Annotated in this window: 21 protein-coding genes; 6 read left to right on the top strand and 15 right to left on the bottom strand. The window is 70.7% G+C overall.

Translation table 11 applies throughout. The features are described from left to right. Nucleotides 1-20: 20 nt before the first annotated feature. The 3 genes from AB0B41_RS07510 to AB0B41_RS07500 all read right to left on the bottom strand — a co-directional run bounded on the left by AB0B41_RS07510 (nucleotide 21) and on the right by AB0B41_RS07500 (nucleotide 1,623). Nucleotides 21-788, bottom strand: a complete 768-nt coding sequence (locus tag AB0B41_RS07510; RefSeq protein WP_358200104.1) for a LuxR C-terminal-related transcriptional regulator — start codon at nucleotides 786-788, stop codon at nucleotides 21-23. Nucleotides 789-920: 132 nt separating this feature from the next. Then, nucleotides 921-1,151 carry a hypothetical protein gene (locus AB0B41_RS07505; protein ID WP_358200102.1) on the bottom strand — a complete coding sequence of 77 codons (231 nt, stop codon included), beginning with the start codon at nucleotides 1,149-1,151 and terminating at the stop codon, nucleotides 921-923. Between the two features lie 19 nt (nucleotides 1,152-1,170). Beyond that, nucleotides 1,171-1,623 carry a hypothetical protein gene (locus tag AB0B41_RS07500; protein ID WP_358200100.1) on the bottom strand — a complete coding sequence of 151 codons (453 nt, stop codon included), beginning with the start codon at nucleotides 1,621-1,623 and terminating at the stop codon, nucleotides 1,171-1,173. Nucleotides 1,624-1,715: 92 nt separating this feature from the next. Between AB0B41_RS07500 and AB0B41_RS07495 the strand changes: the two genes are divergently transcribed. Then, nucleotides 1,716-2,510, top strand: coding sequence for an enoyl-CoA hydratase/isomerase family protein (locus AB0B41_RS07495; protein ID WP_358200098.1), 795 nt, complete (start codon nucleotides 1,716-1,718; stop codon nucleotides 2,508-2,510). Between the two features lie 74 nt (nucleotides 2,511-2,584). After that, nucleotides 2,585-3,181, top strand: a complete 597-nt coding sequence (locus tag AB0B41_RS07490; RefSeq protein ID WP_358200096.1) for a TetR/AcrR family transcriptional regulator — start codon at nucleotides 2,585-2,587, stop codon at nucleotides 3,179-3,181. On the opposite strand, the gene AB0B41_RS07485 is transcribed toward AB0B41_RS07490, so the two are convergent. Next, nucleotides 3,165-4,004 (bottom strand): hotdog fold thioesterase, encoded by an 840-nt coding sequence (locus tag AB0B41_RS07485; protein WP_358200094.1) that lies wholly within the window; start codon nucleotides 4,002-4,004, stop codon nucleotides 3,165-3,167. The genes AB0B41_RS07490 and AB0B41_RS07485 overlap by 17 nt on opposite strands. A gap of 237 nt (nucleotides 4,005-4,241) precedes the next feature. Here AB0B41_RS07485 and AB0B41_RS07480 point away from each other — a divergent pair, with 237 nt between their 5' ends. Further along, nucleotides 4,242-4,736, top strand: coding sequence for a nuclear transport factor 2 family protein (locus AB0B41_RS07480; RefSeq protein WP_358200092.1), 495 nt, complete (start codon nucleotides 4,242-4,244; stop codon nucleotides 4,734-4,736). 46 nt (nucleotides 4,737-4,782) lie between these two features. Here AB0B41_RS07480 and AB0B41_RS07475 read toward each other — a convergent pair whose 3' ends face one another. The 7 genes from AB0B41_RS07475 to AB0B41_RS07445 form a co-directional block, all read right to left on the bottom strand. After that, a complete protein-coding gene (locus AB0B41_RS07475; RefSeq protein ID WP_358200090.1) occupies nucleotides 4,783-5,757 on the bottom strand; it encodes an alcohol dehydrogenase catalytic domain-containing protein in 975 nt (324 codons plus the stop codon). 170 nt (nucleotides 5,758-5,927) lie between these two features. Further along, a complete protein-coding gene (locus AB0B41_RS07470) occupies nucleotides 5,928-6,440 on the bottom strand; it encodes a hypothetical protein (protein WP_358200088.1) in 513 nt (170 codons plus the stop codon). A gap of 8 nt (nucleotides 6,441-6,448) precedes the next feature. Then, a complete protein-coding gene (locus AB0B41_RS07465) occupies nucleotides 6,449-7,591 on the bottom strand; it encodes a phosphotransferase family protein (protein WP_358200086.1) in 1,143 nt (380 codons plus the stop codon). A gap of 70 nt (nucleotides 7,592-7,661) precedes the next feature. Beyond that, the gene (locus AB0B41_RS07460; protein ID WP_358200084.1) at nucleotides 7,662-8,825 is read right to left on the bottom strand and encodes an ABC transporter substrate-binding protein; all 1,164 of its coding nucleotides are present in this window, start codon (nucleotides 8,823-8,825) and stop codon (nucleotides 7,662-7,664) included. Nucleotides 8,826-8,987: 162 nt separating this feature from the next. Next, complete coding sequence (locus tag AB0B41_RS07455) at nucleotides 8,988-9,449, bottom strand: Zn-ribbon domain-containing OB-fold protein (RefSeq protein WP_358200082.1); 462 nt, start codon at nucleotides 9,447-9,449, stop codon at nucleotides 8,988-8,990. Next, complete coding sequence (locus AB0B41_RS07450; RefSeq protein WP_358200080.1) at nucleotides 9,446-10,618, bottom strand: acetyl-CoA acetyltransferase; 1,173 nt, start codon at nucleotides 10,616-10,618, stop codon at nucleotides 9,446-9,448. The genes AB0B41_RS07455 and AB0B41_RS07450 overlap by 4 nt, the downstream gene beginning before the upstream one ends. A 32-nt stretch (nucleotides 10,619-10,650) precedes the next feature. Beyond that, nucleotides 10,651-12,300, bottom strand: coding sequence for a class I adenylate-forming enzyme family protein (locus AB0B41_RS07445; RefSeq protein ID WP_358200078.1), 1,650 nt, complete (start codon nucleotides 12,298-12,300; stop codon nucleotides 10,651-10,653). A 174-nt stretch (nucleotides 12,301-12,474) separates the two neighbouring features. Between AB0B41_RS07445 and AB0B41_RS07440 the strand changes: the two genes are divergently transcribed. Together AB0B41_RS07440 and AB0B41_RS07435 are read left to right on the top strand one after the other, a co-directional pair. Continuing rightward, on the top strand, nucleotides 12,475-13,635 hold the full coding sequence (locus AB0B41_RS07440; protein ID WP_358200076.1) for an acyl-CoA dehydrogenase family protein: 1,161 nt from the start codon (nucleotides 12,475-12,477) through the stop codon (nucleotides 13,633-13,635). Between the two features lie 29 nt (nucleotides 13,636-13,664). Further along, nucleotides 13,665-14,609: an SDR family NAD(P)-dependent oxidoreductase gene (locus AB0B41_RS07435; RefSeq protein WP_358200074.1), complete on the top strand. Its 945-nt coding sequence runs from the start codon at nucleotides 13,665-13,667 to the stop codon at nucleotides 14,607-14,609. Between the two features lie 71 nt (nucleotides 14,610-14,680). On the opposite strand, the gene AB0B41_RS07430 is transcribed toward AB0B41_RS07435, so the two are convergent. From AB0B41_RS07430 to AB0B41_RS07420, 3 genes are read right to left on the bottom strand one after another with little or no spacing between them, the layout of a single operon-like run. Further along, nucleotides 14,681-15,400 carry an ABC transporter ATP-binding protein gene (locus AB0B41_RS07430; protein WP_358200072.1) on the bottom strand — a complete coding sequence of 240 codons (720 nt, stop codon included), beginning with the start codon at nucleotides 15,398-15,400 and terminating at the stop codon, nucleotides 14,681-14,683. Beyond that, entirely contained in the window at nucleotides 15,397-17,328 is a 1,932-nt protein-coding gene (locus tag AB0B41_RS07425) for an ATP-binding cassette domain-containing protein (RefSeq protein WP_358200070.1), read from the bottom strand. Before AB0B41_RS07425 ends, AB0B41_RS07430 begins: the two co-directional genes overlap by 4 nt. Next, nucleotides 17,325-18,188, bottom strand: coding sequence for a branched-chain amino acid ABC transporter permease (locus AB0B41_RS07420; protein ID WP_358200068.1), 864 nt, complete (start codon nucleotides 18,186-18,188; stop codon nucleotides 17,325-17,327). The genes AB0B41_RS07425 and AB0B41_RS07420 overlap by 4 nt, the downstream gene beginning before the upstream one ends. 216 nt (nucleotides 18,189-18,404) lie before the next feature. Between AB0B41_RS07420 and AB0B41_RS07415 the strand changes: the two genes are divergently transcribed. Continuing rightward, complete coding sequence (locus AB0B41_RS07415; protein WP_358200066.1) at nucleotides 18,405-19,610, top strand: TetR/AcrR family transcriptional regulator; 1,206 nt, start codon at nucleotides 18,405-18,407, stop codon at nucleotides 19,608-19,610. Here the strand turns inward: AB0B41_RS07415 and AB0B41_RS07410 are convergent. Then, nucleotides 19,591-21,114: an AMP-binding protein gene (locus AB0B41_RS07410; protein ID WP_358200064.1), complete on the bottom strand. Its 1,524-nt coding sequence runs from the start codon at nucleotides 21,112-21,114 to the stop codon at nucleotides 19,591-19,593. The genes AB0B41_RS07415 and AB0B41_RS07410 overlap by 20 nt on opposite strands. Nucleotides 21,115-21,160 lie beyond the last annotated feature (46 nt).

Genomic DNA, 21,160 nt, shown 5'->3' with positions numbered 1-21,160 from the left:
GCCCTGACGCACCGGGCCCGTCAGCGGCGCAGCAGCAGGGCGAGCTCCGTGCGCGACCGGCACCCGGTCGCCGCGAGCCCCGCGCTCACGTACTTCTTCACTGTGTCCTCGCTCAGCCCGAGCCTGCGAGCCGCGTCGGCGTTGGTGCACCCGACGGCGACGAGCTCCACCACCTCGCGCTGGCGGTCGGTGAGGTCGGCGAGGCCGTCGGCCGGGCGGTGCCGCGGGAGCAGCCGGGTCAGGGCCGAGAGCCTGCGGGACAACAGGATCGGCACGGCCGGGTGCACGTCGACCGGCTCGGCGGCGCCGCGGGTCCCGAACATCCCGACGATGCCGACGCCGTCGTCGCGCAGGTCCAGCAGCATGGAGGCCGAGCGTTCGAGCCCGCGCGGCGCGATGAACTCGCGGACGTAGACCTCGGCCCGACCCGGCAGCGGCCCCAGGCTGGTCAGGGTCGCGGCGCCGACCCGACGCATGCGGCGCACCGCCGCGGGCGTGGCGTAGACGTCCGACAGGCTCCAGCGCTCGTGGTACTCCGCGAGCCAGCGCTGCTCGCGGCTCCCGCAAACCATGACGACGGCGGGATCGAGGAACGCCTCGTCGAGCCCGCGCCCCTCGAAAAACGTCGCGATGCGGACCCCTAGCACCAGCTGCAGAGCTTCGACCAGCTGTTCCTTGAACTCCGGCAGCGACCCCGCCCGGTCGCAGCGTTCGAGCACCGCGTTCACCCGGTCGTAGTCGCCGACCGTCAGGCCCGTCCGGCCCGGCTCTCCCCGCAGCTCCGTCATGCGCACCTCGTTGTCGCCACATGCCCGCCGCATCCACGGTGGTGCCGAGCCAGGTTAACCGCTGCTAGGGGCGGCGCGCACCACCGGCTCGGCAGATCGCGCCGCGTGCCAAGAAGGGCCTGTTCATCCGGTTCAGCCCGGTGTCAGGAGACGGCGCAGCGCCGCCGCCTCACCGAACTCGCGGGGGTCGCGGGGGTCGCGGACCGTCGCGGCGATGCCGCTCAGGCCGTTCAGCAGGGCGTACCCCGCCCGACCGAGCGCCCTCCGGCCGGTCGTCGCGCAGAGGGACTCCGGCGCCAGGTCGACGACGCTGTCGACCAGCAGGCGGAACGCGTCCAGCGTGGGCCGGAGCTCGCGTCGCAACCCCTCCGTACGACGCGCCTCAAGCTGGACCGTCAACGCCATGGGAGCGAGCGTCGGGTCGCCGATGTGCAGCGCTCCCGCCGCGTAGATCATGCGATCGAGCGCGTCGGCGAACGAGTCGGCGGGGCGCGGTCGCCTCCGACAGCGCGGTGATGAATTCTGCGTACACCTCCTCCGCCACCGCCAAGAACAGCCCGGACTTGCTGGCGGAGTGGTGGTAGAGGGCTGCGGGCTTGACCCCAGCCTCGTCGAGCACCGTCTGGATCGCGGTGCCCGAGGCCGTCCCGGGCGAAGGCCGCCCGGCCCGCGTCGAGCAACCGCCGCCGAGTGCGATCCGCCGGACCTCCGGGACGGCGAGCCGCGTGTTCAGCGGCACCGGGACCAGGCCGGCGCGCTGGGCGGCGATCTGGATCTTGAGATACTCGATCTCGTTGACTACACCATGCGTCGACGATGGACTACGCTCGCCCATCGAACACGTTGTTTGATAGTGTTCCGGAAAGCTTCGGCCCACCATCGGATACACTGTTCGATACGCCCCGGGTCGCCGGAAGGGACCGTGTGATGACTGAGTACCGCTACCTCCTCACCTCCGTCGCGAATGGGGTCGGCATCCTCCAGCTCAACCATCCCGAGAAGCGCAACGCGCTCGGCTGGGAGCTGCACGAGGAGATCATCGCCGCGCTCGACGCCTGGGCCGAGGACGACGACGTCGCGTGCGTGCTGTTCATCGGCACGGAGGAGTACTTCTGCGCGGGCTGGGCGCTCGACGTGCTGCAGGACACCAGCGGGGACGCCCGCACCCGGTTCACCGACCTGGCGCTCAAGCTCATGCTGGCCATCTACGACTACCGCAAGCCGACGGTGGCGGCCGTAGCCGGTGTCGCGCCCGGCTACGGCATGGACGTGGCGAACATGTGCGACATCACGATCGCGTCGGAGAACGCCGCCTTCGGCTCGACGCAAGTCAAGTACGCAATGAACGGCTTTTACCACGGCATCCTGCGCAAGACGAACACCCAGCGGGCCCGCCGGATGTTCTTCACCGGCGACCCGATCGACGCTCAGGAGGCGCAGCGCTGCGGGCTGGTCGACGAGGTCGTCCCGGTCGGCACCCTGCGCGAATCGGCGCTGCGGCTTGCCGAGCAGATCGCCGAGCACGGCGCCGAGCTCACGACCGTGCTGAAGGAGGTCGCGCTGCGCGCCTCGAACATGGACCATATCGGCGCCACCGCCTACGAGCTGCGGGTCACTCACGACCTGCTTCAGCGCGGCCTGTTCACCCGCCGGATCGCCGAGGGGCTCGACCGGCTCAAGTCCGGGACGAGCAAGGCCACCGAGCGCCTGGCGAACTCCTGACCGGCCCGGTCCGCACGACCGGCGGGGCGGCGGGCGGGACGTCCGCCACCCCGCAGGCGAACCGGCGCGAGCTGATGACCCACAGGCTCGCGGAGGTGCTGGAGGAGCTGTTGGCGGGCGGCGCGGACTTCGGCTCGCTCTCGGTCGACCGGATCATCCGCGGCGCGAACATCGCGCGCTCGACCTTCTACATCTACTTCGCGGACAAGGGCGAACTGCTCGGCACGGTCGGCGGACGGGCGGTGAGCGCGGTCATCGAGGCCTCCCGCGACTGGTCCGCCTTCCCCGACGACGGCACCCGGGACGAGCTGCGGGAGATCTTCGCCGGGCTGGTGCGCACCTACCGAGCCCACGCCAATATCCTGCGGGCGATGGACGACGCGGCGCCCTCGGCGCCCACCGTGCGGGCCGAGCTGAAGCGGCTGGTCCGCATCGGCACTCTCGAGCTGACCCGGCACGTGGCGGCGGCGCAGCAGCGCGGCGCCGTCCGGCCGGACCTCGACCCGGCGGCGACCGTCGCGTGGCTCGTCTCGATGGTCGAACGCGGGCTCTACCAGCACACGCGGGACACCACGGACCCGGACCGGGCGAGCGACGCGCTGGCCGGAATCGTGTGGTTCACCCTCTACGCGGACACCCGCGCCGAGCGCGCGCTCAAGGTCGGGCCGTGACCGTGCCCCGCACGCAGACCCGCTCGTCGAGGTCCCGGCCCTCCACCTGAGCGACGCCGAGGCTGCGGCCACGGTGCACCTGCTCGGCCCGCATCCGCACCGTGTCCGTGCGCCCCGGGCGCAGGAACGCGAGGTGCAGGTGGGAGGGCTGCAGCGGTCGCTCTCCGGAGCCAAAGAGGTCCGCGGCGGCGATCTCGGCGAGCATGGCCCAGACACCGCCGTGCAGCGACCCGTGGGCATTGGTCCAGTCCGCTGTGCGCAGCCCCGTCAGCTCGACCGACGTACCGACGGCCGTCGCCGTCACTCCGAGCATGTCGACGAGCGGCCGCCCCGACAGCGGCAGCGGCTCGACCGCGGGGGTCCACACCGGCAGAGCGGGCCGTCCGTGCGAGGGGGCGTAGGTCGTCCACGCCGATGCGGTCGCCACCAACCGGCCGGCCTCGTCGGTGATCTCGGCGCACGAGTGCGTCGCCCGGAAGTCGTCGTGATCCTTGCGGGCGCGCGCGGTGAGCACCTCGCCGTGCCACGGCGGCGGGACCAGGACGTCGAGGCTCAGCTCGACGGTGAGGGGGAGGAAGCCCTCGGGCTGCGGATGGTTCCCGACCTCCCCGAGGATGTGGTCCACCAGCACCGCCAGCCCACCGATCTCCTCCTGCCCCGGCCGCGTCGAGGGCCAAGCGTCGGAACGCGCCGAGCAGTACCGGTAGTGCTCGTCGACCTCGCAGCCGAGCACGCCGAGCCGCGGTTCCACGAGTCCCGTGTCGTCGAGCGAGCACGACGGCCGTCGACCCGTGCCCCGTTCGGTGCCAGTCTCTGTGCTCATGGTCCTCCCGACCGCGTCGACCTCGAGTCGAGTTAATCACGACTAGCCTGACGGCAACGGCGGGGCCGGTCATCGTCACACCCGACCACCGAGCGGTCCGGCCATACCCGACTTTCGGTTCAGGGCGGCTAGGTGTGATGGCTAGGCAGGGCGGTTAATCACGACTAGGGTTGGGTCATCCCAGCACTTGCCGCGCCGGCGCCGCCGCGCGCTGGAGCCGTGAGGAGAACGATTGCGATGAGCACCCCGGTCGACGAGGAGTTCCTGCAGGACTACGCGCAGCGTTGGCTCGCGGCCTGGAACTCCCACGACACCGAACGCCTGCTGGAGATCCTGCACCCGGAGATCGAGTGGGAGGACCTCGTCTTCTGGCCCGAGGTCATCCACGGGCACGCGGACATGCGGACCTACATCGACAAGATCTGGGAGGTGATGCCGGACGTCCACTTCGAGGACGTGCAGGTGTTCACCGCCCCCGCCGCCGGTCGTGCGCTGTGTCTGTTCCGACAGTCCGGGCACGGCCCGAAGGGCCCGGCCGCCGACCAGACCTTCAGCACCTACGGCTGCGACATCTTCCTGGAGTTCCGGGACGGGCGACTCAAGCGCTACCTCGCCCAGTACGAGATCTCGGAGATGATGCGTCAGCTGGGCATGCTGCCCGCACGCGACGGTCGCGTAGGCGGCGCCTACCTGATGTCCCTGCTGGGACGCGGCCAGGCCACGCGGGCCTGACCGGCCGGGGCGGCGGAGCACCGGTCGGGGTGCTCCGCGCGCCTCGTCAGCCGAGCGCGGTCGGGCGAGTGAAGAGCCTGCCGTGGACCTTGCCCGCCCGCAGCCGCGCGTAGGCCTCGTTGATCTCAGCGAACGGGACCTCCTCCAGCCGCGGCAGGAGCTCTCCCCGGGCCAGCAGGGCGATGATCTTGTCGTAGTCGTCGGCGGCGAAGGCGCCCAACGACCCGACGAGGGTCTTCTTGCCCAGGACCAGGCCGATCGGGTCGAGCCGCAGCTCGCTCGCGCCGAGCCCGACCACCACCACCCGGGCACCCACCTGCACGGCCTCCAGAGCGGCGGCGGTGGTTGCCCCGCCGACGAAGTCCACCGCCAGGGTCGGCCGCACCTCCCGCAGCTCCGCGACGTCGGTCACGCAGCGGACCGCGCCCGCCGCCTCGGCCTCGGCGAACCGCGCGGTGTCGATGTCGACGCCGTAGACCTCCGCCCCGGCGAGCACCGCGACCCGCACCGCGCTCATCCCGAGGCCCCCGAGCCCAATGATCATCACCCGGTCCGACGGCGCGACCGCACCTGCACCGGTGACGGCGGCGTACGCCGTCTGGATGGAGTCGGTGGCCACCGCGGCTACCGCCACGTCCACCTCGGGGGGGACGCGGACCAGGTTCGCCGCGGGTACGGCGCAGAACTCGCCGAAGCCACCGTCGATGTGCATCCCCGGCGTGGCGCGCGGGACCGCATGGCCTCCCGCTGCAACCACCTCGCCGACGAGTTCTGGAGGGACGTCGTCGCCCACCTTCACGACGGTCCCGGCCACCTCGTGACCGAGCACCCGGGGCCGGTGCACGGTGTAGTCGACCCCCGTGCTTGCCGAGAACTGCACGCCCTCCATCACATGGATGTCCGTGTGGCACAAACCCGCCGCCTCGACCCGCAGCAGTGCCCAGCCGACGGGCACCTCCGGCTCCGACACCTCCTGGATCCGCAGCTCGTGTTTTCCGTCCAGCAGTCGCGCGGCATACACCGTTGACCCCATCCTCTCGCTCGGCACTCGGCACTCGGCGTCCGGTCCAGTGTTCGACCTAGTGAGAGTTCACCAGTTCGAGGAGCGCCTCCGAAACGGGGTGTGCCGCTCCTCTCGTGAGGGCCGCAGGCGCGCGGCGTTCCGTCCACAGCCGTCTCCACGAACGTCGCTCAGCTGTCATCGACATGCACCGCGGTGAGCACGTGGGCGAGTGTCGCCGAGCTGGTCGTGGCACCGGTCGGCGCGAACAAGGCGCGCTCGCGCTCCACCTGCCGGTCAGCCAGTTCGCGCAGCACCTCGAGCGCTCGTGCACGGTCGTCGCCTCGGGCGAGCACGGTGAACACGCGACCGACGAGCTCCTTGCACATGCGCACGTGATCGGCGAGCGCAGCCGGGCTCGGCCTCGGGTCCGGAGTGGGCAGTGGCACCGCCGTGGCCCCGGCGAGCGGGTCGACCAGCTCGTGGTCCGTGGGCAGGATCGCGGCGAGCTCCGTCAGCGCCCGTCGGTAGTCGTGGGCCTCAACCAGGTCGTAGCGGTACTCGAGGTGTGCGACCGCCTCGAGCAGGTCGAGGGCCTGAAGCACGAACTCGCCCTGCTCCCGGGCGAAGTCGGCGTCGGCGGGGAGGGCCGGGAGCACGGTCTCGGAGAGGCGACGGCGGATCGTCGCGAGCCGTTCCGCCACGGTCGGGTTCACAACCGGGCCCGGGCGGTCGCGGCATTCAACGCGGCGGCGGACATGACGCCCTTGCCCATCATCGTCTGGTACATCACGTCGAGCTGGGTCATGCCCGCACGCGCGTTACGCAGCCCCGTGCCGAGCATCGAGACGTTCGACCAGTACATGTTGAAGACGAAGTAGTAGGCGAGCCGTTCGGCGTCGATGCCGAGCCCGGACTCCGCCTCGTAGCGGCGGGTGAAGTCGCCGGACTCGACGAGCCCCGCCACCAGGAAGCGGCCGTCCTCGCGGTCGCCGAAGGAGCGGAACATCGTGTAGGCGAGGTCGGCATGCCGGTCCCCCACCCAGGTCATCTCCCAGTCGATCACCGCGGTGATCCGGCCGGACTCCTCGTCGAACAGGAAGTTCCCGTTGCGGTAGTCCCCGTGCAGCAGCGACACCGCGTCGACCGGCGGCCTGTTCTCCCAGAGCCAGTCCCGGGCGAGACACATCGTCGGGTGCTCCTCGATGCGGTCCTCGTCCCAGAGCCGACCCCAGAAGGTCAGCCGCCAGTCGAGCGCATCGGTGGTCCCCGGGCGCGGGCGCTCGAAGCCCTCCGGCAGGGTGTCGGTGGGCCGGGCGTGCAGCGCGGCGACGTGGCGCACGAACTGTGGGCCCAGCGACGAGCGCAGCGGCTCCGGGTAGCGGGTCCCCATGCCGCTGGCCCGCACCGGCTGCCCCCGAGGTGCCTGAACGCCGAGGGCGAAGTCCGTCAGCATCGCCGGTGCACCGAAGTAGGCGGGGTCCTGTGTGTACAGCCGCGGGGGTGGGACCGGCATGACCTCGGCGGCGACCTCCATCATGCGGCACTCACGGCCGACGTGGGTGAGCACGCCGGACCCGGGGGTCTTGATGCGCAGCACCGCACGCTCGCTCTCCGTCCCGGACTCCAGAACCACGGAGTACAGCTCGTTCGTGCCCGCCCCGGACATCCGCACCAGCGGCCCGATCCCGGTGACCTGCGGCAGGAAGCGTCCCAGCCACGTCTCCAGGCCCCGGCGCACGTCGGCCTCCGATCGGTGCGCCCCCAGTGCGGGCGGGTCGGCACGCAACCTGCCCCGTTCGTCGAGGAGCTCCACCAGCTCCGCCTCGATGTGGTCCTCGGGTCGAGTCCGCACCCGTCCTCCTCGATGGATCACGCGGGTGTAGCCCCGTCCGCCGGACGGGGCCACACCGGACCGCGGTCGGTCAGGGCTGCTGCTGCAGCTCCACCGGCTTGCCGTTCTCGAACTTGAACGCCACCAGGCAGAGGCTGAACGCGCTGTGGCTCTTGGCGAACCCGACCTGGCAGCCCTCCTTGCCCGCCACCGAGTCGGTGTAGGGAGGCAGGCCCTCAAGCGCCGCCTTCATCTTGTCGCCATCGGTGTCACCGTCGGTCGCGTCCAGGGCCTCGTCGATCAGCTTGAACGCGTCGTATGTGGCACCGGCCTGCTCGGACAGGTTGAGCGTCGCGGCGTCGACCCCGTTGGCCTTCGCGTAGTCCTGCACGAACTGGGCGTACTGCGGCTTGGACGGCTGCTGGTTGGCCAGCGTGTACACGGCGGGCAGCCGCGTGTACCCGCCTCCCCCGATCCGCTGCGCGTCGGGCGAGATGATCGAGCCGAACCCGACCATCGGGATCATGACGCCCTGCTCGGCCATCGTCTTGATGATCAGGCCCGCGTCCGCGCCCGACGACCCGGTCGTGATGACTGCATCCGCACCGGACGCCTTGAGCTGCGACACCGGACCGGAGACGTCCGTCGCATTAAGCGAATAGCGGATGGTGTCCGTCGGCTGCAGCCCGGCCGCCGTGGCCGCCTCCTTGATCGGCCCGTCCAGAGTGGCGCCCGTGGGGCCGTCGTCGGCCAGTACCGCGGGCCGCGTGAAGCCCAGAGACTTCAGCAGGGCGATCATCTGCACCGGGTAGTCGGTCTGCTCGTGGCCGACGCGGTAGGTGTAGACGGCGTCCTTAAGGAACGCGGGCGAGATCGTGGACGAGCTCATGAAGATGGTCTTCCGCGGCTCGGTGACCTGCCGGATCGCCAGACCCTCGATCGTGGTGTACGCCCCGATGATCACCTCGGCCTTGTCGACTGTGACCGCACGCTGCGCGATCCGTGCCGACTCGTCCGGCGTCAGGCGGTCGTCGTAGCTGTTGACGATGATCTTCCGACCGCCGGCCCCGCCGTCCGCGTTGATCTGGTCCGCAGCGAGCTTCGCCGAGTTGACCATCTCCTGCGCCGCGGCGCTGTTCCCGCTCGTCAGCGGAACGGGGACGGCGACGACGAGGTCGCTCTTGCCTGCGGCGGACGCTCCGGAGTCGGAGGCCCCGCCGCATCCCGCCAGCAGCACGAGCGATGCCAGGCCCATAGCGTACAAGTGACGTCTTTTCACGGAATCGCCCTTCGTTGTGACGACTAGTCAGACGTGAGTGGTGGAGGCCAGGAATCAGTTAACCTGGCAAAACGTCTCGGTACTGTGGCAGCGGTCACTCGGATTGTCAACAGTTTCCGAGGGCCTGGCCGGATGGGCTCAGGATTCGGCCAGACGCCACAGCGGGATGGCGATTTCCTGCGTCGCCCGAAGCATGTACGCCTGCACCCGAGCGCCGACGGTGACCGCCGTCGGATCGCAGTCGGTGATGTTGCCCATCAGCCGTGGGCCCTCGTCGAGGTCCACCAGCGCAAGCACGTACGGAAGCATGTCCGCGAACGGCGGGGTCCCGCTCTGGCGGACGATCGTGAAGCTGTAGACGGTGCCGGTCCCGGCGACCGGGACGAGGTCCGGCACGGCCCCGCAGGCCATGCAGATCCCACGCGGGTAGTGCTGGCTGCTCCCGCAGTCGGCGCACCGTTCGATGCTCAGCGTGCCCTCGGCGCACCGCCGGAAGTATTCGACCGCGAGCGGGTCGGTGCCCGGCGTCGGTCTGGTCCAGTCGGTGTCGTCGACGATCTCCAGCAGCCCGGGCGCCTGCCCGGTACCCGACGTGCTCATGCCGCGTTCCTCCCCAGGATCGAGACTCCGATGGTCGACAGCCACCCGCCGGAGCCCGCCGCCAGTGCCACGTCGCAGCCCGGCACCTGGACGTCCCCGGCCTGCCCGCGCAGCTGGCGCGTCGCCTCGATGAGCAGGAAGATCCCGCGCAGACCCGGGTGACAGGACGACAGTCCGCCCCCGTCGGTGTTCAGCGGCAGGGAACCACCCTTGCGCAGGTGGCCCTCCTGCACGAAGCGCCCACCTTCACCCCGTGGGCAGAACCCAAGGCTCTCGAGGAGCATCAGGACCGTGATGGTGAAGCTGTCGTACAGCATCACCATGTCGATGTCCGACGGCGACAGCCCGGCCTGCGCGAACGCCTCGGGTCCGGCGAGGTCACCGGCGGTGGTGGTCAGGTCCGGCGCCTGGCTGACCGACCAGTACCGCGAGCGTGCCGCGGTCCCCAGGATGTGCACCGGCGGCTGCTTGAGGTCGAGCGCCCGCTCCTCGGTGGTGACGATCACCGTGCCGCCGCCGTCGGTGATGGCACAGCAGTCGAACATGTGGAGCGGGTCGGACACCATCCGCGAGTTGACGACGTCGTCCACGGTCAGCGGCTTGCGGTAGATCGCGTTCGGGTTGTACTGGGCGTACTCCCGGACGCCGACCGCGATCTCCGCGAGCTGTTCCGAGGTGGTGCCGTACTCGTACATGTGCCGTTGCGCGGCGAGGGCGTAGGCGGACACCGTGGGGTTGCCGAAGGGCACCTCGTACTGCTGCGCGCCGACCGGTGGTCGGCTGTAGCCCGTTCCAAGGGTGCGGCCCATCCGGGTCAGCAGGTCGCTGCCGTAGGTGAGGACGATGGTGTGGGCGAGCCCCTGCTCAATTGCCGCGGCCGCGTGCTGCAGGTGGTACTCGTAGGCCGAGCCGCCTGTGTACGTGCCGTCCAGCCACTTCGCGTCGATGCCGAGGAACTCCTGGGTCTCGGGCAGGTCCGAGCCCGGCACCCCCGGGATCCAGGCCTCGGCCACCGCGAGGCCGTCAATGTCCTGCTTGCGGACGCCGCTGTCGGCCAGCGCCCGCTGCAACGACTGGGCCTGGTGCCTCCGGGCGTCGAGGTGCGGTGCCTTGGGGTAGTCGGACAATCCGATTCCACAGATCACCGGCGTGCGATCCTTGCGTCTCACGGAGAACCTTTCGTCGTACGGTCTATCGGTTCTTAGGTTTGGCGTTCGGTCGAACACCTTGCGTGATGCTCGAGGAGGAGATGTTTCTGTATCTTTCCGCTCGCAGTGGAAGGCAGCTGGTCGAGGACGTACCACCACGTCGGGAACTTCTGCTTGGTCAGTCGCCCGCGTTCGAGGTGCTCGAGCACCTCCTCGGGTCCGCCCCACTCGGCCCCCTCCGCCAGGGTGACGAAGGCACCGACCGCCTCGCCGAAGCGGTCGTCGGGCACACCCACCACCGCGGCCCGGTCGATCGCGGGGTGCGTGGCGACGGCCTCCTCGATGTCCCGGGAGGAGAACTTCTCGCCCCCGCGGTTGATGATGTCCTTGACCCGCCCGGTGACCCGTAGCCAGCCGTCGGCGTCGACGACGCCCACATCGCCGGTGTAGAACCAGCCGTCCTCGTCGATCTGGTCGCGGGTCAGCTCGGCGAAGGTGTAGCCGAGGAGGGCCTGCACTCCCCTGGTCCGCAGCTCGCCCTCGGTGCCCGGCGGCAGTGGCTCCCGGTCGGGGCCCACCGCTTGCAGCTCCGTCCCGTCGATCACCTGGCCGTCGTAGTAGGCCCGACGGCGCAGGTCGCTGTCGCCGCGACAGAACGCGATGCCGCCGCCGGTCTCCGTCATCCCGTAGCCGCGCATCGCCGCGAAGCCGAGCTCGTCCGCCGCCTCCACCAACGCGGGCGGGGTGGCGGCGCCGCCGCTGGTGAACCGCGTGATGAGGTGGCCTGTCCCGATGCCCTTGCGGTAGGCCGCGACCAGGTCGTGCAGGAAGACCGCCGCGGCGGTGGTGAAGGTGACCCGCTCGCGCTCGATCAGCCGGGCCGCCTCCTCGCCGTTCCACTTCGGCATGATGACGACTGGGCGCCCCATCCCGAGCGGCCAGGCCAGGCCGCTGACGAAACCGGCGAGGTGGGACAGCGGGGCGCAGCAGAAGAACACCTCGTCCTCGTCCCACGCCATCCGCTCGGCCACGAGCTCGGTGTTGACCAGGAACGAGCGGCCGGCCAGCATTACGCCCTTGGGTGCGGACGTGGTGCCGGAGGTGTAGAGGATCAGCGCGCACTCGTCGGGCCCCAGCGGGTCGGGCAGGTCGGCGCCGTCGTCCGCGCGGTCCGCGGCGTCCCGGCCCGGGAGTCGCCGCCAGCCCTCGCCCACCACGCCCTGCCCCACGACGTACCTGACCGCGGGCCGCAGGCCGAACCCCTCCAGGTGGGCATCGAACTCCGCCCACGGCTGGCGCGAACCGAGCGCGTCCGCGGTGATGACCGCGTCCGGGGCGCAGTCGCCGATGATGTGTCGCATCTCGTGCTCACGGTAGATGGGCACCACCGGCACCGAGACCGCCCCGATCCGGAATGCGGCTGCCTGCGCGATCAGCGCCTCGACCCGGTTGGGCAGTTGGATGAGGACCCGGTCGCCCCGCCGGACCCCGTTCGCCACGAGGTCCCGACCGACGGCGGACACCCACGCGGCCACCTGGCCATAGGTCAGCCGGAGGTCATCGATGATCACGAATTCGCGGTCGGGGTGCCTGCGAGCCGCGCGGTGCAGGGCCCAGCCGAGCCCCTCGTCGGGCGCGAGGCCCCACCGGGCCGCGGTCTGCACGGCGGCCGCGGGATCCTCCGCTGCAGGAATGGTCGTCACTGACGGTCCCTCCACTCTCGATGCGTCGACGGGTCGAGACGGGTTGATAGTTTGCCTTGTTAATGAAATCCTGGCAAGGCCCAGTCAGGGCCCCGCGAACGACGCCGACCGCCTCTCGGTCGGCTGCGTCGCGTTCCGTGGAACCCAGCGTTCCCGCACTACGGAAGGTCGCCAGTGGACTTCGACCTCAGTCCGGAGCAGGCCGACTTCACCCGCCTCGTGCGGGATTGGGTGAACAGGCATTATCCCAAGGAGCGAGCCCGGGACCTGGAGGCTCGGGACGACGTCTTCCCCCAGGAGCTCTGGGACGACCTCGCCCAGGCGGGCTTTCACGGCATCGGCATCGGCCCCGAGTACGGCGGCGAGGGTGGCGACGCCATCACCCAGTCGATCCTGTCCCGTGAGCTGACCCGCAACCTCGGCGGCCTGTCCGGCGTCTGGGCCGTCTCCTCCTTCGCCGGAGCCAAGACGTTCGTGACCTACGGGTCGCAGACCCAGCGCGAGCGGTACCTGCCCGCCATCGCCAAGGGCGAGATCCGGTTTTCTATCGCGATCACCGAACCCAGCGGCGGGACCGACCTGCTGGGCGCGATGCGGTCTCGGGTGGACAAGGTCGACGAGGGCTGGCGGATCAACGGCCAGAAGGTCTGGTCCTCGGGAGCGAACTCCTCGGACTACCTGGTGGTGCTCGCCAAGGATGCCGGGATGGGCGACTCGCGCACGGCCGTGACCGCGCTGGTCGTCCCGACCTCGACACCGGGCCTGGAGATCCGGCACATCCCGAAGCTCGGGATGCGTTCGTTCGCCGCCTGCGAGGTGTTCCTCGATGACGTGGTGGTGTCGGAGGACATGCTCGTCGGCGAGCGCGGACGGGGCTGGCACCAGCTGCTCCCCACTCTCAACAACGAACGCATCCTCACCGCCTCGGCCGCGCTCGGGGTCCTGGACGGGGTCCTCGAGGAGGCGCTCGCCTACGTGACCGCGCGGACCGCGTTCGGCAAGCCCATCGGGCAGTTCCAGACGCTGCAGAACTACATCGCCGACATCGTCGCGTGGCGGGACCAGTCCCAGCTGCTGGTCCGCCGCGCGGCCTGGCTGCAGTCCCTCGGCAGGCCCTGCGGCCTGGAGGCCACCCTCGCCCACTACGTCTCGGCCGAGTACGCGAACAAGGCCGCCGACCTCGGGATCCAGATGCTCGGTGGCATGGGCTACTCGATGGAGACCCACATGCAGCGGTACTGGCGGGACTCGCGGCTGTACCGGATCGCCCCGATCACCGGCGAGATGGCCCGCAACATGGTCGCCCAGTCCCAGGGTCTGCCCCGCTCGTTCTGAACCACCCGTCAGCAGAGGAGAACACGTCGATGCCGGATACGCCGGAGAAGTCGCAGGAGCGGTCATTGGTCGGGACGGTCGCGATCGTCACGGGCGCGGGCCAGGGGATCGGGGCGAGCGAGGCTCGCGGGCTCGCTCGAGCCGGCGCCCACGTGGTGGTTAACGACGTCGGCCGGGTGGCGGACGACCCGACCGCCTACAGCGCGGACCGGGTGGTCGCGGAGATCCTCGCGGAGGGCGGGTCGGCCGAGGCGAACCACTCGGACATCACCACCCCGGAGGGCGGGCAGGAGCTCGTCGACCAGGCGATCGCCGTCAACGGGGCTCTCGACACCCTGGTCTGCAACGCCGGTATCGTCCGCGACCGGACCATCGTCAAGATGACCGCGCAGGAGTGGGACGCGGTCATCAAGGTGCACCTGCACGGACACTTCCACCCCATCCACGTCGCCGCCCAGCACTGGCGCGAGCGCGCCCGCGCCACCGGTGAGCCGGTGCGGGCCTCGATCGTCACCACCTCCTCGGAGGCGGGCCTGTTCGGCAACTTCGGCCAGCCCAACTACTCCGCCGCCAAGGCGGGCATCATCGCCCTCACCCAGGTCGCGGCCCGCGAGCTCGCCTCGTCCGGGGTCACCGCCAACTCGATCTGCCCGCGGGCCCGCACACCGATGACGGAAGGCGTGGTCCCGGGGATCGAGCCGGTGCCGGGCGAGGTCGACGACTGGGACCCCGAGGGCATCGTGCCGTGGATCGTGTTCCTCGCGGGCCCGCAGGCCCGGGAGATCAGTGGCGAGATGTTCGTGGTGTACGGCAACACCGTGCGGCGCATGGCCCCGTGGGCCCCGGTCGCGGAGATCAAACGGGACACCCACTGGGACCAGGAGTCGCTGGCCAAGGCCGTGCTCGAGCTCGGTGGGGGCAGCTCGCGCATGGTCCTGCCGGAGTTCCTGGAGCTGCGCGACCGGGTGCTGTGAATCCGGACCGGGCACGACGAGGAGGGGCCGCACCGTGGTGCGGCCCCTCCGACGTGTCGGGTCCTGCGGGATCACCCGAAGTAGGCGGCGTTGAGCGACTCCCCGGTGATCTCCGAGGGCAGCCCCTCGGCGACCACCACGCCCTCGCGCAGCACGACCAGCCGGTCACACGACGCGGCCACGCGCTGACTGTTCTGCTCCACGACGAGCATCGCGATGCCCTGCTCGCGCAGCGCGCCGAGCGACTCGTAGATCCGGTCGATCACCTTGGGCGCCAGGCCCAGCGACGGTTCGTCGAGCAGGAGGACCTTCGGTCCCTGGACGATCGCCCGCGCGAGCGAGAGCATCTGCTGCTCTCCCCCGGACAACAGCCCGGCCAGCTGGTCCCGCCGCTCGGCGAGCACCGGGAACAGGTCGTGGATCAGGCCCATGGTCTCGGTGAGTCGGGCGTTCACCGCGCCGCGGCCCAGCCTCATAGTCGAGATCTCGAGGTTCTCGCGCACCGTGAGCCGCTTGAGCGTCCGGTGTCCCTCCGGAAGCAGGACCAGACCCGCGCGGGCCAGCTCCGCGGTCGACCGGCCCGCGAGCGGCGCTCCGTCGAACGTGATCTCGCCCCGACGGGGTCTGAGCGCGCCGGACAGCGCCCTCATCAGCGTGGTCTTCCCGGCGCCGTTCATCCCGACCAGACCCAGGATCTCGCCGGCCCGCAAGGTCAGGTCGACCCCGTGCACCACCGGGACCAGCCTGCCGTACCCGACGCTGAGGTCGCGGACCTCCAACAAGGCGTTCACTCGGGTACCCCCAGATAGGCGGAACGGACCCCGGCCTGGGCGAACACCTCGGCGGGCGGGCCGTCGGCGATCACCCGGCCCGCGTCCAGGACGTAGATCCGGTCGCAGGCGGCGTTGATCAGCGGCAGGTTGTGGTCGACGAGCACGACACCGATCCGGCGCGAGCTCAGGGTCCGGATGGTCGCCGCGATCTCGGCGCGCTCGAACTCCGTGAGCCCCGCCCCCGGCTCGTCGAGCAGGATGAAGGACGGGTCCAACATCAGGTTGCGGGCGACCTCGACGAGCCGGAGCACGCCGTAGGGATGGTCCGCGGCGCGGTGGTGCGCGCGGGCCGCCAACGAGAAGTCCTCGAGCAGGGCCATCGCCCGATCGCGGGTCTCCCGCTCGACCCGCCGTGCCTTCGGCGACGCGACGAGCTGACGCAGGGTGCCGACGCCTCGGTCACCGTCACCCGCGAGCATCAGGTTCTCCAGCAGCGTCAGCTCCTTGATCACCTTGGGGCTCTGGAACGTGCGGCCGATTCCGCGCTGCACGACTTGCGGCTTGGCCAGCCCGACGATCGACTCGCCGTCGAGCAGGACCGATCCGCTCGTGATGGCAACGTCCCCGGTCACGGCGTTGAGCAGCGTCGTCTTGCCGGCCCCGTTCGGTCCGATGAGGCCGACGACCTCGCCGGTGCGGACGGTGATGCTCGCGTCCGCCACCGCGACCGTGCCGCCGAACTCGACCCGCACCTGCGCCGCCTCCAGGCTCCGGTCCGGCCGCTCGGCGCCGAGTTCGGCCACGGCGGCGCCGGTGGCTCCGGTGACTCCGTCCACCTCGGCCCCGACCGGACCGTCGCGCCGCCCTTCCGGATCGGCCCCCGGGGGCGCCCCGATCTCCGGCTCGGCGACCCGGCGTCGCCCGCGGAGCCGGTCGACGCCCCGTTGCACGGCACCGGCGATGCCTCCGCTGGTGAGCAGCACCAGCACGATCACGCCGACGCCGTACACGAGGTCCTGTGCCGAGCTGGTCGCCAGCGACAGCTCGTCCATGACCATCAGCGCGATGACTCCGAACACCGGCCCGTACAGGTATCCCGCCCCGCCCAGGATGGTGGCGAGCAGAAGCGCGGTGAGCCGGGCGAAGTTGAAGGTCTCGAGGTCGACGACCATCTGGAAGTGGGCGAACAACGCGCCCGCGAGGCCGGCGAGCGCGCCCGACGCGGCGAAGGCCATGAGCCGGGTCGAGGCGGGCGAGACGCCGACGGCGGCGAGCACGCGCGGCCCCTCGCGCAACGCGACGAGCCGCCGACCCACGTCGGACGTGTGCAGCCGGTACATCAGCAGAGCGACCACGAGGACGACGACCGCGACCAGCCAGAAGTAGCCGGGCAGGCCGCCGACCAGCGGGATCCCGAAGATGGTCGGGGACGGGATCATGTAGACACCCGTGGTCCCGCCACTGAAGTCGTCCCAGTTGTGCAGCAGCTCGGCCAGGGCGAGCCCGAAGGCCAAAGTCTGGATCGCCAGGAACAGCTCGCTGAGCCTGCTGCTCGGCAGCGCGATCAGCACCGACAGCGCCGCGGTCACCAGCATCGCGACGAGGATCGCGATCCAGAACGACATGCCCAGGTGCGTCTCGAGGTAGACGCTGGTGAACGCGCCGAGCCCGTAGGTCATCACGAGCGACAGGTTGAAGATCCCGCCGTACCCGTAGATCAGGTTGAACGAGGCGGTCAGCAGGTACGAGATGCCTGCGGCGGTCGCGAGGTGCAGCAGGTAGTCGTTGCCGGAGGTCACCGCGCCGACCGCGACGATCACGATGACGGGCCCAAGGATGTGCAGCAGCGAGCGCGGCGCCCGCCGGCGCCGTCCGCGTGGCTTCCGGGCCTGTGACGTGGACGGCGTGTCCGCCCGGTCGGTGGTCCGGTTCACTGTCGAGCTCATACGCGCTCCGCCGTTCCGCGAAAGGTGAACAGGCCCTGCGGTCGCAGCACGAGGGCCAACGAGAGGATCACGAACATGGCCACCAGGTGGTAGCCGGGGGCGATGAAGGCGTCGGTCAGGGTCATACCGATCGCGGCGACCAGTGCGCCTCCGACGGCGCCGAACAGACTCCCGAGACCCCCGATGACCGCGCCGACGAGCGCGTAGACCAGCAGCGTCGGGGCGACGTCGACCGACACGCTCGCCAGCGTCGCCTGGAACATCCCACCGATCATCAGACAGACGCCCGAGACCACCCAGGCGAGCAGCTCGAACCGGCGCGCCCGGACCCCGTACATCGAGGCGAGATCGGAGTCGTCCGCAACGGCGATCAGGGTGCGACCGACCATCGTCCGGTCGAAGAGCAGGTACAGCAGGCCCACCAGGAGCAGCGCGAGGACGATGACGAGCAGGCGCTGGTTGGCGGACTGGAAGCCGTTCACCGTGAAGGAGCCCGGCCACCACGGCTGGATGATCGAGGGCTCGCCGCCGAACCCGACCCGGGTCAGGAACGTGAGGAGCAGGCCGAACCCGAGCGTGGAGAGCGTCAGTCCGATCGGCGGGACACCGCGCCGCTGGGCGGGCAGGATCGCGATCAGGTAGCACAGCCCGCCCAGCACCGCGCCGAGCAGCAGGGTGACGACGACACCCAGCAACGAGTTCGTGGCACCGATGGAGGCGCACGCGGCGCCGGCCAGGACGCAGAATCCCCCAGTCCCGAAGTTGACCACGCCGCTGACCCTGTACACCAGGCTCACCGACATCACCAGCGGCACCAGTACCGCGGTCACCGACAACGCGGTGATCGCAAGCGAGACCATGCGGACCTCCTCGACGAGACCAGACCTCGCGGTCGGTGTTTAACGTGCCTAACGGTCACGAGACTGACGTCACAGGAGATCCGAGTCAAGGGCGGGCGCCCGATTCCCGCACAGAATCGACGACCCGCGCGGGGACGCGTAGAGAGAGCGGAGCCAGCGTTTACTTAATCTGATGTACGATTTCGGTCTCATCCCGCCCTCGAAGGGAGCCAGGCCGTGCCGCAGGACGCACCGCGCCGCCGCGGCCGCCCCCCGAACCCGCACCGGCGCGCCGAGGTGGTCCACGCGGCGGCCCGCGCCTTCCATCGGCACGGGTTCGCGGGCACGTCCATGAAGGAGGTCGCCGCCTCGCTCGGCATCACGGCGTCCGCGCTGTATCGACACTCGGCGGGAAAGATGGACCTCCTCGACGCCGCCCTCGAGACCGGGCTGGCCGACGTCGAGGCCGCACTCGGCCCGCCGGAGACACCGCTGGCCCCGACTCTGCGTGCCCTTGCGCGGTCGGGGCTGCGCCGGGCGGACTTCTGGACGCTGATCCGCCGGGACGTCCGCCACCTCGGGTCCGAACGGCAGCGGGTGGTCCGGCTGCGCATGCGGGAGGTCGTCGACGGGGTCGGGATCCGGCTTCGGCGAGAGCGCCCCGGGCTCGGTGAATCGGAGCTCGCCCTCCTGACCCGGGCGAGCCTGGCGACGTTGTCGGTGCCGTCGCAGTTCGGCAGGCGGGGCGTCGCCGGACCTGTGGAGTGCCTGCTGGCCGACCGCGCGCTCGCCGTCGCGATGCTTCCGATTGAGGCCGCGCCCGAGCCGTTCCCGCTGCGGGTGGCCACGCCCTTCGATCCGGATGCCTCGGCGCGTGAGCGCCTGATGAGCTGCTCGGCGCGGCTGTTCGCCCACTCTGGCTTCTCGTCGGTCAGCCTCGCCGAGATCGGTGCCGCCGCCGGGATCGCGGGGCCCGGGGTGTACCGGCACTTCGCCGGCAAGACCGACCTTCTGGTCGGCGTGCTCCGGCGAGCCTCGGAGTGGGTAGCCCTGGACCTCGAGGCTGCCCTGGCGCTCGACGACCCGCTGGCCGCCCTGCACCGGATGGTTCACGATCACGTCGAGATCGCCGTGCGCAACTGGGAGCTGTTCCGCGTCTTCCAGATCGAGTCGCGAGAGCTCCCACCCGCCGACCGCGCGTGGATCCTGCGGAGCCATCGGACGTTCACCGACAGCCTGGTCGCGCAGCTGCGTGCCGCCCGCCCGGAGCTCGACGAGCATGCGGCCCGCGTCGCCGGGCTCGCGGCGATCGCGATCGTCAACGACCTCGCGGGCTCGCCGCGGTTGCGGGCTGAGTCCTCCTTCCCGCCGCGCCTGGCTGCGACCGTCCTGGGCTGTCTCGGGGTGCCGACGGCCGGACCGCTCAACCACGGGGCGCGGTAAGCGAGGTCCGCAGGTCCCGTTTCAGGATCTTGCCCGAGGGGTTCCGCGGCACCGGTCCGTACTCGACCCGACGCGGCAGCTTGTAGTCGGCGATGCTGCGGGAGCAGTGCTCACGGATCTCCTCGAGCGTCGGCGCCCCCTCGCCCGCCGGGGTGACGAGCACGACGACCGATTCGCCGAAGTCCTCGTCCGGGACGCCGTAGGCCGCGCAGTCCGCCACCCCGGGATGGGTCGACAGGGCGTTCTCGATCTCGATCGAGTAGATGTTCCGGCCGCCACTGATGATCATGTCCTTGAGCCTGTCGACGATCGTCATGCCGCCGTCGAGGTCGACCCGGACGACGTCCCCGGTCCGTACCCACCCGTCCGCCATGGTCTGTGCGGTCGCCTCCGGGTTCTGCCAGTACCCCTTCATGGCGGTCTCGCCACCCAGCAGCACCTCGCCGACCCCGCCGGGCCCGACGTCGACGCCCTCGGGATCGACGACGCGCACGGTCATCAGCGGGTAGCCGCGGTAACCCGTGACATCCGGCCGCGCTGCGACCTCCTCCGGGGTCGCGAAGAACCCGCTCGGTCCGGTCTCGGTCAGGCCGTAGCCCGAGAACAGGCGGACCCCCGAGAACGTCGCCTGCATCCGCGCCGCGTCCTCGGGCGACATCGGCGCCGCCCCGAACAGGCCTCGGCTCCAGGCCGAGAGCTCCCGCGGACGGCGTGCCTGCTCCGCGACCATCAGCCGGTACATGGTCGGGACGCCGAAGAAGATCGTCGTGCGCTCACGCTCCATCGTGTCGAGGACTGTCGCCGCGTCGAAGCCCGGGAGAACCACGTGGGTGGCGCCCAGCAGCGTGCCCGGGAGGAGCATCATCGTGAGTTGGCCGGAGTGGTACAGCGGCGCGGCGTGCACGAGCGACGCGCCCTCGGTCATCCCGACCGTCGCGATCGGCACGGTCACCCCGGTCCAGATCAGCCGGTGGTGGTCCATCAGCACGCCCTTGGCGTACCCGGTGGTGCCGCTCGTGTAGAGGATGGCCGCGTCGTCGGACTCCTCGATCCGGGTCCCGAGTCGGGTCTCCTTGGCCCACTCGGCCTCAGCGAGGACGTCGGGCACCACCGCGGACGGGCCCAGCGCGAGCACCTCGGTACCCGACTCTTGTGCGGCGGCCAGCCCGACTTCGGCCAGCGGCGGATCGACGAGCAGCACCGCGGCGCCCGAGTCCCGAAGGACGTGGGTGACCTCGGGGCCCGCCGAGCGGGGGTTCACCGGGACGAAGATCGCACCGAGCTTCGCCACCGCGTAGAGGGCTACGATGAAGCCACCGCAATTGGGTGCCATGACCGCACACCGGTCCCCGCGACCGACGCCGTGCCGGGCCAGAGTGTGCGCGAGCCGGTTGACCCACTCGTCCAGCTCGCGGTAGGAGTACCGGTCCGGCCCGACGACGAGCGCCGTGCGCTCGGGCACTCGGTCGGCGGAGCTCTCCAGCGTGCTCGCGAGGGTGACCATCGCTTTTCTCCTGTGTCCGGACTGCTCGATTGCGGCGGACGGGTCG

The sequence above is a fragment of the Pseudonocardia sp. NPDC049154 genome (assembly GCF_040648315.1).
Taxonomy (GTDB): Bacteria; Actinomycetota; Actinomycetes; order Mycobacteriales; family Pseudonocardiaceae; genus Pseudonocardia.
Note: the sequence above shows the minus strand (reverse complement) of the source record. Positions and strands in the feature narration are given on the sequence as shown.